The sequence below is a fragment of the Pseudonocardia autotrophica genome (assembly GCF_003945385.1).
Classification (GTDB): Bacteria; Actinomycetota; Actinomycetes; order Mycobacteriales; family Pseudonocardiaceae; genus Pseudonocardia; species Pseudonocardia autotrophica.
In genome coordinates, this window is sequence record NZ_AP018920.1 from 7,232,494 (window position 1) to 7,246,130 (window position 13,637).

14 protein-coding genes are annotated in these 13,637 nt (G+C 71.1%); 5 read left to right on the top strand and 9 right to left on the bottom strand.

Annotation, left to right across the window (positions count from 1 at the left end):
- Window positions 1-46: 46 nt before the first annotated feature.
- The 3 genes from trxB to Pdca_RS33730 all read left to right on the top strand — a co-directional run bounded on the left by trxB (window position 47) and on the right by Pdca_RS33730 (window position 2,798).
- Window positions 47-1,051, top strand: a complete 1,005-nt coding sequence (gene trxB, locus Pdca_RS33720) for a thioredoxin-disulfide reductase (RefSeq protein WP_085915064.1) — start codon at window positions 47-49, stop codon at window positions 1,049-1,051.
- A gap of 57 nt (window positions 1,052-1,108) precedes the next feature.
- Window positions 1,109-1,432, top strand: coding sequence for a thioredoxin (trxA, locus tag Pdca_RS33725; protein ID WP_085915065.1), 324 nt, complete (start codon window positions 1,109-1,111; stop codon window positions 1,430-1,432).
- Between the two features lie 205 nt (window positions 1,433-1,637).
- Window positions 1,638-2,798 carry an N-acetylmuramoyl-L-alanine amidase gene (locus tag Pdca_RS33730; protein WP_085915066.1) on the top strand — a complete coding sequence of 387 codons (1,161 nt, stop codon included), beginning with the start codon at window positions 1,638-1,640 and terminating at the stop codon, window positions 2,796-2,798.
- A 97-nt stretch (window positions 2,799-2,895) separates the two neighbouring features.
- Here the strand turns inward: Pdca_RS33730 and Pdca_RS33735 are convergent, their stop codons facing one another.
- A complete protein-coding gene (locus tag Pdca_RS33735; RefSeq protein WP_166665884.1) occupies window positions 2,896-3,570 on the bottom strand; it encodes a GNAT family N-acetyltransferase in 675 nt (224 codons plus the stop codon).
- A 280-nt stretch (window positions 3,571-3,850) separates the two neighbouring features.
- Here Pdca_RS33735 and Pdca_RS33740 point away from each other — a divergent pair, with 280 nt between their 5' ends.
- Window positions 3,851-5,248: an aminotransferase-like domain-containing protein gene (locus Pdca_RS33740; protein WP_232021334.1), complete on the top strand. Its 1,398-nt coding sequence runs from the start codon at window positions 3,851-3,853 to the stop codon at window positions 5,246-5,248.
- Between the two features lie 78 nt (window positions 5,249-5,326).
- Window positions 5,327-6,277 carry a D-alanine--D-alanine ligase family protein gene (locus tag Pdca_RS33745; protein ID WP_085915085.1) on the top strand — a complete coding sequence of 317 codons (951 nt, stop codon included), beginning with the start codon at window positions 5,327-5,329 and terminating at the stop codon, window positions 6,275-6,277.
- A 1,585-nt stretch (window positions 6,278-7,862) separates the two neighbouring features.
- Here the strand turns inward: Pdca_RS33745 and Pdca_RS33750 are convergent.
- The 8 genes from Pdca_RS33750 to rpmH form a co-directional block, all read right to left on the bottom strand.
- Window positions 7,863-8,831, bottom strand: coding sequence for a ParB/RepB/Spo0J family partition protein (locus tag Pdca_RS33750; RefSeq protein WP_085915086.1), 969 nt, complete (start codon window positions 8,829-8,831; stop codon window positions 7,863-7,865).
- A gap of 1 nt (window position 8,832) precedes the next feature.
- On the bottom strand, window positions 8,833-9,798 hold the full coding sequence (locus Pdca_RS33755; RefSeq protein ID WP_373865509.1) for a ParA family protein: 966 nt from the start codon (window positions 9,796-9,798) through the stop codon (window positions 8,833-8,835).
- Window positions 9,798-10,472, bottom strand: a complete 675-nt coding sequence (gene rsmG / locus Pdca_RS33760) for a 16S rRNA (guanine(527)-N(7))-methyltransferase RsmG (protein ID WP_085915068.1) — start codon at window positions 10,470-10,472, stop codon at window positions 9,798-9,800. Before rsmG ends, Pdca_RS33755 begins: the two co-directional genes overlap by 1 nt.
- Window positions 10,469-10,987 carry a Jag family protein gene (locus tag Pdca_RS33765; protein ID WP_085915069.1) on the bottom strand — a complete coding sequence of 173 codons (519 nt, stop codon included), beginning with the start codon at window positions 10,985-10,987 and terminating at the stop codon, window positions 10,469-10,471. Before Pdca_RS33765 ends, rsmG begins: the two co-directional genes overlap by 4 nt.
- Window positions 10,988-11,080: 93 nt before the next feature.
- A complete protein-coding gene (gene yidC / locus Pdca_RS33770) occupies window positions 11,081-12,217 on the bottom strand; it encodes a membrane protein insertase YidC (RefSeq protein ID WP_085915070.1) in 1,137 nt (378 codons plus the stop codon).
- Window positions 12,218-12,289: 72 nt separating this feature from the next.
- Window positions 12,290-12,646 (bottom strand): membrane protein insertion efficiency factor YidD, encoded by a 357-nt coding sequence (gene yidD / locus Pdca_RS33775; protein WP_373865510.1) that lies wholly within the window; start codon window positions 12,644-12,646, stop codon window positions 12,290-12,292.
- 14 nt (window positions 12,647-12,660) lie between these two features.
- Complete coding sequence (gene rnpA, locus Pdca_RS33780) at window positions 12,661-13,077, bottom strand: ribonuclease P protein component (protein ID WP_085915071.1); 417 nt, start codon at window positions 13,075-13,077, stop codon at window positions 12,661-12,663.
- 27 nt (window positions 13,078-13,104) lie between these two features.
- On the bottom strand, window positions 13,105-13,242 hold the full coding sequence (gene rpmH / locus Pdca_RS33785) for a 50S ribosomal protein L34 (protein WP_085915072.1): 138 nt from the start codon (window positions 13,240-13,242) through the stop codon (window positions 13,105-13,107).
- Between the last annotated feature and the right edge of the window lie 395 nt (window positions 13,243-13,637).

Consider the following 13,637-nt stretch of genomic DNA (forward strand, 5'->3'; position numbering starts at 1 on the left):
GTCATCGCGCGCCCGGCACGGGTAGCGCCAGGAGGGATCGGTACCGGTGACCACCCACGACACCGTGCACAACCTGATCATCATCGGCTCCGGCCCGGCCGGTTACACCGCCGCGGTGTACGCCGCGCGGGCCCAGCTGGAGCCGCTCGTGTTCGAGGGCAGCCAGTTCGGCGGCGCGCTGATGACGACCACCGAGGTCGAGAACTACCCCGGCTTCACCGACGGGATCATGGGCCCCGAGCTCATGGAGCAGATGCGCGGCCAGGCCCAGCGCTTCGGCGCGGACCTGCGCGCGCAGGACGTCGACGAGGTCTCCCTCGAGGGTGAGATCAAGGAGGTCCGGGTCGGGAAGGAGACGTTCCGCGCCCGGGCCGTCATCCTCGCGATGGGTGCGGCACCGCGCTATCTGCACGTCCCCGGGGAGCAGGAGCTGCTCGGCCGCGGCGTCAGCTCCTGTGCCACCTGCGACGGGTTCTTCTTCCGCGACCAGAACATCGCGGTGATCGGCGGCGGCGACTCCGCCATGGAGGAGGCCACCTTCCTCAGCCGGTTCGCCGAGACCGTCACCGTCGTCCACCGGCGCGACGAGTTCCGGGCCTCGAAGATCATGCTCGAGCGTGCCCGGAACGACCCGAAGATGCGCTGGCGCACCAACGCCGAGGTCACCGAGGTGACCGGTGACGGCTCGGTGAAGCAGCTTCAGCTGCGCGACACGGTGACCGGCGAGACCGACTCGCTCGACGTGACCGGCATGTTCGTCGCGATCGGGCACGACCCGCGGAGCGAGCTGGTCCGCGGCCAGGTCCCGCTGGACGACGAGGGCTACGTGCAGGTGCTCGCCCGCAGCACCTACACCGACCTCCCCGGCGTCTTCGCCTGTGGCGACCTGGTGGACCACACCTACCGGCAGGCGGTCACCGCGGCCGGGTCCGGCTGCTCGGCCGCGATCGATGCCGAGCGCTGGCTGGCCGGACACCCGGTCTCGCCGGAACTGGCCGGCGGCGGCTACGGCGACGCACCCGCCGAGGAGGTCGCCCGGGCGGCGCACTGACGCCCGGGCGACCCGCCCCACCTTCCACCCGACCCGTTCCGAACGAAGGAGAAACTCATGGCCAACACGATCGACGTCACCACCGGTTCGTTCGACGAGGACGTTCTCAAGAGCGACAAGGCCGTCCTGGTCGACTTCTGGGCCACCTGGTGCGGTCCGTGCAAGATGGTCGCGCCGGTGCTCGACGAGATCGCCGGTGAGCACGCCGAGAAGCTCACCGTCGCGAAGCTCGACATCGACGCCAACCCCGAGGTCGCCCGCGACTACCAGGTCATGTCGGTGCCGACGATGATCCTGTTCAGTGGCGGCAAGCCGGTGAAGCAGATCGTGGGGGCGAAGCCGAAGGCCGCTCTGCTGGCGGATCTCTCCGACCACATCTGACGATCATCGATGCGCCTCTAGCGCATCGAGATCACGCTGCGTGTCCCGGTTGATCACAACCGGGACACGCGCGTGTACGCCCCGCTGCACTACCCCGCGGCCCGGGCAGGGCACAATGGTCGTCGGCCGTCGCCCGGATCATCCGGGTGGGGACCAACCGACTACCGGCGCCGGCACGGTGCCACCGACTGCGAGCGAGGGGTGCATGCAGCTGCTCCGGCGCGGGGACTTCGGTCCTGCTGTTCTCGAGGTCCGGGTGACGCTGCAGCAGCTCGGCCTGCTGCCCGAACTGCCGGCGGACGACACGTCCCGGCATCAGTTCGACGACGCCGTGGACGGCGCGGTCCGGCTCTTCCAACAGGGCCGGGGCCTGATCACCGACGGCATCGTCGGCCCGGACACCGCCCGCGCGCTGCGCGAGGCCGGCTGGACGCTGGGTGACCGGATGCTCTCCTTCACCCTCTCCACGCCGACCACCGGTGACGACGTCGCGATGCTGCAGGAACGGCTGCTCGAGCTGGGCTACAACTCCGGCCGTCCGAGCGGACTGTTCGACCAGCAGACCGAGAAGGCGCTGATGCGTTTCCAGCGCGACTACGGGATGGTTCCGGACGGTGTCTGCGGCCCGGAAACGCTGCGTGCGCTGCGCCAGCTGGGCCGCAAGGTCACCGGCGGCCGTCCGCACCTGCTGCGCGAGCAGGAGCTGCTGCGCCGCGCCGGGCCCCGGATGCGTGGCAAGCGGATCGTGATCGACCCGGGCCACGGTGGGAACGACCGCGGCGTCGAGGTCGCCGGCGTGACCGAGGCCGACCTGATGTGGGATCTCGCGCACCGGCTGGTCGGGCGGATGTCCGCGACCGGCATGGAGGCGCTGCTGTCCCGGCCGGAGAACGGGAACCCGCCGGACACCGATCGCGCGGAGTTCGCGAACGACGTCGGCGCCGATCTCGTCGTGTCGCTGCACACCGACGCGAGCTTCAGCGCGAACGCCCAGGGACTGGCGACCTACTACTTCGGCAACGGCTCCGGCACCACGTCGAACGTGGGGGAGGCACTCGCCGGTCTGATCCAGCGCGAGCTGCTCACCCGGACCTCGATGCTCGACTGCCGCAGCCAGACCTGCACCTGGGAGCTGGTCCGCCGGACCCGGATGCCGGCGGTCCGGATCGAGACCGGTTACCTCACGCATCTGGGAGACCGTCGCAAGCTGCTCGACCCCGGTTTCCGGGATGTCGTCGCCGAGGGCATCCTCGTCGCCGTGAAACGGCTCTATCTGCTCGGCCAGGACGACCAGCCCACCGGCACGTTCACCTTCAACGACGTACTGGCCCGCGAGTACGGCAGGGACCAGATCCGGGCCGTTTAAGCCCATTCCGAGGATTCCGGGCCCCGGACACCGGGGCAGGTCCAGAAGTCGATCAGCGGCGATCTCAGAAGGCTCTGAGATCGCCGCTGACGTTTGTTCAGTCCTGGTTCGACGCCCGGCAGTGCCCCGCGCGAACGGGCGTCTTCGTCGGGATCGGCGCCGGGGCCTGCATCGGAATCGTCACCGTGTTGAACAACTGTTCGAGAGCGGCTTCGACGTCGGACTTCCATTCGATTCCGGAACGGAGCTCCATTCGCAGCCGCGGCCAGCGGTGGTGCGGGCGGACCGTCTTGAATCCGACCGACCGGAGGAAGTCCGCCGGGACGACGCAGTCGGCCTCGGTGCCGGGGCGGGCGTCACCGAACGCCTCGACCGCACGCACGCCGCGGCGCACCAGTTCCTTGACGACGGCCTGGGCGAGTGCCCGGCCCAGCCCCTCGCCGGAGAACTCCGGCAGCACCTGCATCGTGGTGAGCAGCACCGCATCCGCGCTGACCGGACCGGTCGGCATCTCGGTGGCACGGGGCACCGAGGCGGGCGGTGCGAACAGTACGTATCCGGCGGGAGCGCCGCCGACGTAGACGACCCGGCCGCAGGATCCCCACTCGAGGAGGACCTCCGACAGCCAGGCCTCCTTCTCCAGATCGGTGGTGCCGTAACCGTCGGCCTGCTCGGCGAGCTTGGGGGAGACCTCCCAGTAGACGCAGTTCCGGCAGCGTTTCGGGAGATCACCCAGATTGTCCAGGTTGAGCGCGGCCACATGCCAGGACACGGAACGAACCTCCGGCTGTCGTCGTCGCGCGGGACTCGCGCACATCCGCGGAACGATCGGCTCCGGAGGTCGCCCTCCGGACCGGTGCAACAGCCCCCGTCGCTGTATCCGGTCCCCGCAATGGATCCGGCGATCCGCCTGCCTCGAGAGTAAGCGGAATTCGGCGCCCCCGTCACCCCGGACAGGTCCACCGGTCCCTCCGCGACGACGAAGGGCAGCGTTGTCACCCGTCGTGGTTACACTCGGCCGACCATTCATCTCGTCGAAGGGGAGCACCCCGATGGCCTCGCCCGATCGCCCGCAGCAGCCCGACGCCCGCCGCACCGCGGCAGCGGCGGCGGCCGCAGCGGCAGGGGAGGGCGCCGTAGCGGCCCCGCTCCCGGCCGGGTCCACGTCGCCGGCGCTGCTGCCTCCCACCGAACGCTTCGCGGCGCGCACCGCCGGGATGACGGCGTCGGAGATCCGGGCGCTGTTCGCCGTCGCGAGCCGGCCCGAGGTGGTGTCGCTGGCCGGTGGCATGCCGAACCTGGCCGCGCTGCCGCTGCAGTCGCTCGCCTCCGAGGTCGCCGAGCTGGTCGACGTCGACGGGATGACCGCGCTGCAGTACGGCTCCGCGCAGGGGGTCCCGCAGCTGCGTGAGCAGATCTGCGAGGTCATGCGGGAGGAGGGGATCGAGGGCGACCCGAACGACGTCGTGGTGACGGTCGGCTCGCAGATGGCCCTCGACCTGCTCACCCGGATCTTCATCGACCCGGGCGACGTCGTGCTGGCCGAGGGACCCTCCTATGTCGGCGCCCTGGGCAGCTTCGCCGCGTACCAGGCGCAGGTCGTGCACGTCGCGATGGACGAGCACGGGCTCGTCCCCGATCTGCTGCACGACGCGCTCGAGTCGCTGTCCCGGCGGGGGATCACCCCGAAGTTCCTGTACACGATCCCGAACTTCCACAACCCGGCCGGCGTGACGCTCGCCCACGAGCGGCGACCGCAGATCCTCGACCTGTGCCGCCGCTACGGCGTGATGGTGATCGAGGACAACCCGTACGGCATGCTCGGCTTCACCGGTGAGGTGCACCCGGCGCTGCGGTCGTTCGATCCGGACGTGATCTACCTCGGGTCGTTCTCGAAGACGTTCGCGTCCGGCCTGCGGGTCGGCTGGGCGCTGGTTCCGCCGCTGGTGCGGGACCGGCTCGTCCTCGCCGCGGAGTCGGCGACGCTGTGCCCGCCGAGCTTCACGCAGATGCTCGTGTCCCGGTACCTGTCGCACCACGACTGGCGCAGCCAGATCAAGACGTTCAGCGAGAACTACCGGGAGCGGCGCGACGCCATGCTCGCGGCGCTGGAGACCTACCTGCCCGAGGGGTGCAGCTGGACGGTGCCGGACGGCGGGTTCTTCGTCTGGCTCACCGTCCCCGCGGGTGTCGACACGAAGGCGATGCTGCCTCGTGCGGTGACCGCACGGGTCGCCTACGCCTCCGGAACGGGCTTCTACGCCGATGGTTTCGGTAGCCGGCAGCTGCGGCTGTCGTTCTGCTTCCCGACGCCGGAGCGGATCACCGAGGGCGTCCGGCGGCTGGCAGCGGTGCTGGAGGCGGAGCTCGACGTCGTGCGCACCTTCGGCACGCCGGACCGTCCGGAGCTCAAGCGCGGATCGGACAACCCGGCGCCCGACACGACCTGACCCATGTTTCACGTGAAACGCCCCGGACCGGATGGTCCGGGGCGTTCGCGTCTGTAGGGCATGGAGCAGAATGCCCGGGTGAGCGATCGAACGGTGGCCGTACTGGCCGGAGGACTGTCCCACGAGCGCGAGGTGTCGCTGCGGTCCGGCCGCCGGCTCGCCGGCGCGCTACGCGCGAACGGCGTCGACGTACGGGAGTGGGACGTCGACGGCGCCCTGCTGGGCCGCCTGAGCAAGGAGCGTCCGGATGTCGTCGCCGTCGCGCTGCACGGCGGCGAAGGGGAGAACGGAGCCGTCCAGCAGATCCTGGAGCTCCTGCACATCCCGTTCGTGGGCACGCCGTCCGGAGCCTGCCGGCGGGCCTGGGACAAGCCCAGCGTCAAGGCGGAGCTGGTCCGTGCCGGGCTGACGACACCGGACTGGGTCGCGTTGCCACATTCGACGTTCCGGGAGCTCGGCGCACAGGGGGTGCTCGGCGCGATCGTCGAGCGGCTGGGGCTGCCGCTGGTGCTCAAGCCCGACCAGGGCGGGTCCGCGCTCGGCGTCCAGGTCGTGCGCGATGCCGCCGAGCTTCCGGCCGCCATGGTCAGCTCGTTCGCGTACGCCGACACCGTGCTCGCCGAGCGCTTCGTGCGCGGCACCGAGGTCGCGGTCTCGGTGGTGCACGACGGCGCCGAGCCACGTGCGCTGCCCGCGGTGGAGGTCGAGGTGCCGTCCGGCTTCTACGACTACACCTGCCGCTACACCCCGGGGGCGGCCAGCTTCCACTGTCCGGCCCGATTGCCCGAGGATGTGCTGGCAACGCTCGCGGAGACCGCGCTGGCCGCGCACCGCCTGCTCGGCATGCGGGACGTCTCGCGGACCGACGCGATCGTCGACGACGAAGGCCGCGTGCACGTGCTGGAGATGAACGTGTCGCCGGGCCTCACCGACACGTCGCTGCTGCCGACCGCCGTCACCGCGGATGGCTCGGATCTGGCGACGGTGTACCAGGCGCTCGTCGAGCGGGCCGCTTCGCGCCCGGGCTGAGATGTTCCACGTGAAACCTGGTACGAGGTAGGGGAGTGCGGTCGGGCGCCGGGTTTCACGTGAAACCACGGGACGCCCGTGTGGCTGAGACGGCCGCACCGAGAGTCGGGCGTCCTGGATCGCCCGGGGCCCGCGTCGGTGGACCCTGCGCGGGCCCGATCCCGGATCGCCGGCCGAACTCACCCGGCTCCCTGGCTCCTCGCTCGTGCCATCCGAGCCCCGGTCCCCGGTCCACGCCATCCTGTTCGGTGCCGCGCCAGCGCCCTCCCCTTCCAAGACCACCCCGCTCTGCGCCGCTCGGTCCTGGATCGCGCAGTCCGCGCCGCTCACTCCTGGATCACCCAGCTCGCGCCGCTCAGTCCCGCGGTCGCCCTGTCCGGCACCACCCGGTCCCGCGCAGCCCGGACCTGCGCCGCCCGATCGCCGGCCACCCGGTGCGACTCACTCAGTCCGGGCCACCCATCCCAGCGCCGCCCGAACCCGGACCGCCGGCCCCATGCCGTTCAGTCCCCGCCCAGCCGCGGGTCGCCCGGTCCGCGTCACCTGATCCCGGGCCACTCGGTCCTGTGTCGCCCGGCCGTCCTCACCCGGTACCCGCGGTGTGCCATCACGCGCCGGCCGTTCGGGTCCGCGCAGTGGCAGCCACAGCGACCAGCACCCCGCTGGCCACCCGGCGCACCCCGCGCCCAGCGCCTCCCGGGTGCGTCTCGACAAACCGGCCGCACGCGAATCGACCTCGGAGTCGAGCCGAGGTGCGGGTCCAGCCGATCACGCCGTTCATGATCCCTGTCTTGGGAGTGCTCGAGCGTGATACACGCACCAGGACTCCCAAGACAGGGATCATGGACCGGGATCGGCTGCGACGCCCATCCACCTTCTGCAGCATCGCGCAGACCCACGGACGCGCCTCGACATCGGTGACCAGCAGAACCGGATCGGCCACCTGCTCGCGCGGTCCACGCCGGCCGAGCCCACGCAACCGCGGATTCCGACGCCCCTCGGCCGGACACTGTGGCAGCGCGGTCCGCGACAGTTCCGTCGAACATGCCCGCCGAGCCGACGCGCCCACAAGGGCTCACGCCATGCCGGCCCCGCCGACCGAGCCCACCGGACTGCCACGTTCCCGTGGACCTCGAAACCCGAGCCGACTCCCCGGACCGAGCCCGCAGACCCCATCCGGGTCCGCGGAGCTCACAGTCAGTCCGCCGCCGCTCCGACTCGCCGCGATCCCGAGACTTCCCGGCTGAACCTCCGCGCGGACCGAAGGCCCCGCCACGGATCAGCTCCCGACCGCTCGGATTCGCCGGGACGCCAGCGAAGACCCGCCGGCCCGTCCTCATGCGACCACTGTGGACCGCAAGGTGATCAACAGCAGCCCAGAGCGCGGCCGAAACGGATCCACCGGGTGAAATCCGTGCACATCGCCGCCCAGACCCCGGCCCATCCGACCGAACAGACCCTGAGATCGCCCCTCAGCAACTCCAGGACGACTCCGGGGTCCTCGTGTGGAAACCCCGGCCCCGGTCGCTCAGCGGCCGATCCAGAGCGCCCTCAGATCGTGCCTGCCGGACGGCAGGGGAGGGGCTCAGCTCTGGTCGCCCAGGCCCATCATTCCGGTGATCCGCTCCAGATCCTCGACCGAGCCGAACTCGACGACGATCCGGCCCTTGCGCTGACCCATCTCCACCTTGACCCGAGTGTCGAAGGTGTCCGACAGCCGATCGGCCATGTCGGTGAACTCGGGACGCTGCACACCCTGCTTGCGGGTGCGGGGCTCGCGCGCCGGCCCGTCCTGCCGGGCGAGCACGACGGCCTCCTCGGTCGCGCGGACCGACATCCCCTCCGCGATGATCCGGGTGGCGAGCTCCTCCTGCCGGCCGGCGTCCTCCAGGCCGAGCAGCGCGCGGGCGTGCCCGGCAGACAGCACGCCGGCCGCCACCCGACGCTGCACCGACACCGGCAGCTTCAACAGCCGGATCATGTTGGTGACGACCGGGCGGCTGCGGCCGAGCCGGTCGGCGAGCTCGCCGTGGGTGACCCCGAACTCGGCGAGCAGTTGCTCGTAGGCGGCCGCCTCCTCGAGCGGGTTCAGCTGGACGCGGTGGATGTTCTCCAGCAGCGCGTCCCGCAGCATCACGTCGTCGCCGGTGTGCCGGACGATCGCGGGCAGTGTCTCCAGGCCGGCCCGCTGGGCGGCTCGCCACCGGCGCTCGCCCATGATCAGCTCGAAGTCGCGGCCGGCCCGGCGGACGACGATCGGCTGCAGCAACCCGAACTCGCGGATCGAGTGCTCCAGCTCGGCGAGCTGTTCCTCGTCGAACTGGGTTCGCGGCTGCTTCGGGTTCGGGACGATCCGCTTCAGCGGGATCTCCCGGTACTCGGCCCCGCCGTCGACGACCGAGGTCTCGGGTTCGTGACCGTCCCGGCGCGTGGACCGGTCCGGCCGGTGCATCGGGGCACCGGACCCACTCCCGGGCCCCGGGCCGTCGTCCACCGGAGCGGTGGGGATCAGCGCGGCCAGGCCGCGCCCGAGGCCACCCTTGCGTTCTGCCATCTCAGCGCCCGCCCGCACGGTAGGCACCGGAGGCCCCGTGCTCGGCGATCTCGCGGGCGGCGTCGACGTAGCTCATCGCGCCGCGCGAACCGGGGTCGTACTCCAGCACCGTCTGGCTGTAGCCGGGCGCCTCGGAGACCTTCACGCTGCGGGGGATCACGGTCCGCAGCGCCGTCGGGCCGAAGTGCTGACGGACCTCGGAGGTGACCTGGTCGGCCAGCTTGGTCCGTCCGTCGTACATGGTCAACAGGATCGTCGAGACGTGCAGCGCGGTGTTGAGGTGCGACCGGACCAGGTCGATGTTGCTGAGCAGCTGACCGAGCCCCTCCAGCGCGTAGTACTCGCACTGGATCGGGATGAGCACCTCGGACGCCGCGACGAGCGCATTCACCGTCAGCAGCCCGAGCGACGGTGGGCAGTCGATCAGCACGTAGTCGACGTCCAGCTTGTCCAGGTGCTCGTCGGCCAGCGCCTGCGACAGCCGGGACTCCCGGGCGACCATGCTGACCAGTTCGATCTCGGCGCCTGCCAGGTCGATGGTCGCCGGCACGCAGAGCAGGTTCGGGGACGCCGTGCTGGTGACCGCGGCCTCTTCGAGGGGGATCTCGCCGAGCATCAGCTCATACACCGACGGGGTCCCGGTGCGGTGCTCGACGCCGAGCGCGGTACTCGCGTTGCCCTGCGGGTCGAGGTCGATCACCAGGACACGGATCCCGTGCATCGCCAGTGCGGCGGCCAGGTTCACGGTGCTGGTGGTCTTCCCGACGCCACCCTTCTGGTTGGCGACGGTCATGACACGACGCTCGGCGGGCCGGGGCATGCCGTGCCGATCGGGATGCAGGACGCGGGCAGCACGTTCGGCCTCGTCCGCGATGGGGGTCCAACCGAGACTCACGCGCAGCCCTCTCTCCGTCGATTCCCCTGGTGATGTTTCACGTGGAACAGCCGAGGACGGTGTCCTGCTCATCATCGCCGTTGTTTCCTCCGGTTGCGGCGGGGCGCGCCGATACGCGGAATCTCGACCACCGTGGTGAGCGGATCGACGACGCCGGCCCCGCACTGGTGGATCCGGGCGTCGCCGCCCCCGAGGACCCGGACCGCGTCCACATCCCGCGCGATCTCCTCCGGAGCGGAGGCACCCTTCAGCACCAGCATCGCACCACCGGTCCGCAACAGCGGGAGGCACAGCCCAGCGAGCCGGGCGAGCGGCCCGACCGCGCGGGCGGTGACCACGTCGGCGCCCTCCCATCGTCGCAGAACGGAAGGCTCCTCGGCACGCCCCCGTTCGACGGGGATGTCGAGGCCGAGGTCCGTGATCACCTCGTCCAGCCAGTCGACCCGCCGGGCGAGCGGCTCCACGAGAACGATCCGCAGGTCCGGGCGGGCCAGCGCCAACGGTATCCCGGGCAGACCCGCACCGGACCCGACGTCGACCACCTTCGCGTCCGGCGGTACCACCTCTGCGAGCACCGCGCAGTTCAGCACGTGCCGGTCCCACAGCCGGTCCCGCTCACGCGGCCCGATCAACCCGCGCTCGATCCCGGACGTCGCCAGGTGCTCGACGTAGCGGACCGCCAACGGCAGCCGCTCGCCGAACACCGCTGCGGCGACGTCCGGGGTCGCAACCCCGTCGGCGCTCACTTCGTGTGGACGACGACCTGCCGGCGCGGCTCCTCGCCCTCGCTCTCGCTGATGACGCCCTTCACCGTCGCGACAGCGTCGTGAACGACCTTGCGCTCGAACGGGGTCATCGGACGGAGCCGGACCGACTGCCCGGACTGCTTGACCTCCTGGGCGGTCTCCAGGCCCAGGTCGGTCAGCTCGTCGCGGCGGCGCTTGCGCCATCCCGCCACGTCGAGCATCAGCCGGCTGCGGCTGCCGAGCTGCTGCTGCACCGCGAGCCGGGCGAGCTCCTGAAGGCTCTCCAGGACCGCGCCCTTGTCGCCGACCAGCTTCTCCAGGTCGGTGTCACCGTCGGCGCCCTCGATGCTGACGATGGCCCGGCCGCCGTCGACGTCGAGATCGATGTCGCCGTCGAAGTCCAGGATGTCGAGCAGACGCTCCAGGTAGTCACCTGCGACGTCGCCCTCCTGGATCAGCAGGTCGTCGCCGGACGGCTTGTCCTGGACGCCGCCGTCCTGAGCAGTGGTGGACACGGGATCTCCTCTCGCTGGGGTAAGCAGGTTCGCGACGCCGGGCCCGCGCGACGGTGGGGTCCGCCGGGGCCGTCGGGCGTCGCGGGTCGGGGGTCAGCGGCGCTTGCCGCGCTTGGACTTCGTTCCCTGGCGTCGCTGCACGGGCTTCGCTCCCGGCTTCTTTCCGCCGGCTCCGTTCCCGTTCTTCGCGGCACCGTTCGTGCTCGAGCCGTTCTTCGTGCCGTTCGCGGTGGAACCGTTCGCCGATCCGCCGTCGGCGGAGGCACCGTCCGAGCCCTGCGCGGTGCCGGTCGAGCCGGCATCGGCGTCCAACGGCTCGTCGGCGATCTCGCGGACGTCCTTCGCGGTGCCCTTCTCGTCCTTGCGGATCGGCTTCTGGCCGGGGCGCGGCGCGAGCGCCTTCGCCGACTCGGTGGCCTTCTGCTCCTTCTCGGCCTCTTCGGCGTCGATCCGGCGGTAGACGAGCCACTGCTGGCCGAGCGTCCAGAGGTTGTTCGCGACCCAGTAGAAGAGGACGGCGAGCGGCAGGAACGGCGCACCGACCACGACACCGATCGGGAACACGTAGAGCATCAGCTTCTGCATGATCTCGGCCTGCGGGTTCGCCGCGGCGGTGCCCGCCGCGATCTGCGCCTGCTGGCGAGCGACCGAGTGCCGGGCGGTGACGTGCGTGAAGATACCGGCCATGATCATCAGCGGGACCATCACGATCCACTGGGAGACCAGGTTCCCGCCGACCTCGGTGACCGACGAGGTGTTCTGCAGCGGCCAGATCGCGGCGCCGAGCTTCGAGCCGAAGAAGTCGGAGTCGACGAACGACGCGTTCTCCGCGGCGTTGAACACGTAGTTCTCGGTCTTGCCCGGCTTGAACTCACGCAGCACGTGGAACAGGCCGATGAAGACCGGGATCTGCACCAGGATCGGCAGGCAACCCATGATCGGGTTGGCGCCGTTCTGCTGCTGGAGCTTCTGCATCTCCGTGGCGAGCTTCTGCCGGTCGTTGGCGTACTTCTTCCGGAGCTTCTGCATCTCCGGCGCCATCTCCTGCATCTTGCGCATGGAGCGGACCTGGCTGACGAACGGCTTGTAGAGGATCAGCCGCAGGGTGAAGACGAGGAACACCACCGACAACACCCAGGCGATACCGCTGTCCTCGCCCAGCACGAAGCCGAACACCTTGTGCCAGACCCACATGATGAAGCTGACGGGGTAGTAGATGAAGTCCAGCACGGGTGTGTTGCTCCTCGGGGTCTCGGGTCGGGCCCGCTGTGCGGCGGGCCGCGCCGTCTGGAGGCCTTCGGTTCAGGACGGGTCGGTGGACGCCTGGCCGGGGTCCCGACCGGTCGGCGGTGTGCCGCGACGCCGCCGCGGCGGCACGGGGTCCCACCCGCCAGGGTGCCACGGGCCGCAGCGCAGCAACCGCCATGCGGTGAGCCCCAGGCCGCGGACGAGGCCGTGGGTCCCGAGCGCCTCCACCGCGTAGGCACTGCAGCTGGGCTGGAAGCGACAGCTCGGCAGCAGGTTCGGAGAGATCCAGACCTGGTACCAGCGGACCGCCGCCATCGCCGCCCTGGCGCCGAGCCCCGCGCGGGGGGCAGGCGGGTCCGCGTCGCCGGGGCAGCCGGGATCGCGGGCGACGGCATCACGTTCCTCGCTCACCACGTCCTCCTCGGCTACGGCAGCGCCGTCGGCGCGGGGGCGGTCGCCCGGGCGCCCGGGCGACCGGACTTCGGCCGGCGCGGACGGCTCGCCGACCGCAGCGCCGAGTCCAGGTCCGCACCGAGCTCGGCGGATGTCGCGGTACCGGCCGGCGGCAACGCACGGACGACGAGCGCCGTACCGGCCGGGAGCGTGCCCAGCCGGTCGGCCACCAGGTGTCGCAGACGCCGGGTCACCCGGTGCCGGACGACCGAGTTGCCGACGGCCTTGCTCACGACGAAACCCGCCCGCGGCGAAGCGTGCTCTGGCACGCCGCCGGGGCGGGTCGGGTCGAGATGCACCACCAGCCTCGACCGTCCGGCGCGTCGGCCGTTCCGGATCGTCGAAGCGAAGTCTGGCCGGCGGGTGAGCCGGGCATGTGCCGGCAACACGGCGCTGGCCGGTCGGGGTGCCGGCCGTCAGGCCGAGACGTTGGTGCGCCCCTTGCGGCGGCGCGCGGCGAGAATCGCCCGGCCGGCACGGGTGCGCATGCGAAGCCGGAAACCGTGCGTCTTGGCCCGGCGGCGGTTGTTCGGCTGGAAAGTACGCTTGCTCACGGTCGGCTCTCCTGGTCGGCGGCTCGCAGGCGCCCTGCGACGCCGATGATCTCTACGGTCACTGGCACTGGTTCGTGGGTCACCGGCCGCCACACTCCCCGCGTGCGAACGGGAGCGGTGGTGGACGGGCGACATGCACGTCCTGACCAGTGTCCGAGAGTCAAGGGTACGCAGCGCGTTTCGAGGGGGTCAAACCGCCCCCGGCCCGGCCGCCCCGAGGGCCGTCCGGCGGGCCGCTGCTGCTAGCGTCCGCTTTCCCGCTGCTCCGCGGCGGGCGTAACGATCGTCCCTACCAGGACCGAGCCCACACACAACCCGACCGGGCGGCCCCGCCGCGAGCCGGGCGGACCGTGCTGCGTACCTTTACGCACAAGTGTGGACAACTCTGGGGATAC

Bases quoted from the DNA above. Each gene is read 5' to 3' on its own strand.
- Pdca_RS33740 (WP_232021334.1), top strand. From the start codon at position 3,851: ATGGCCTCGCCCGATCGCCCGCAGCAGCCCGACGCCCGCCGCACCGCG.
- Pdca_RS33730 (WP_085915066.1), top strand. From the start codon at position 1,638: ATGCAGCTGCTCCGGCGCGGGGACTTCGGTCCTGCTGTTCTCGAGGTC.
- Pdca_RS33755 (WP_373865509.1), bottom strand. From the start codon at position 9,798: ATGAGCAGGACACCGTCCTCGGCTGTTCCACGTGAAACATCACCAGGG.
- trxA (WP_085915065.1), top strand. From the start codon at position 1,109: ATGGCCAACACGATCGACGTCACCACCGGTTCGTTCGACGAGGACGTT.
- Pdca_RS33750 (WP_085915086.1), bottom strand. From the start codon at position 8,831: ATGGCAGAACGCAAGGGTGGCCTCGGGCGCGGCCTGGCCGCGCTGATC.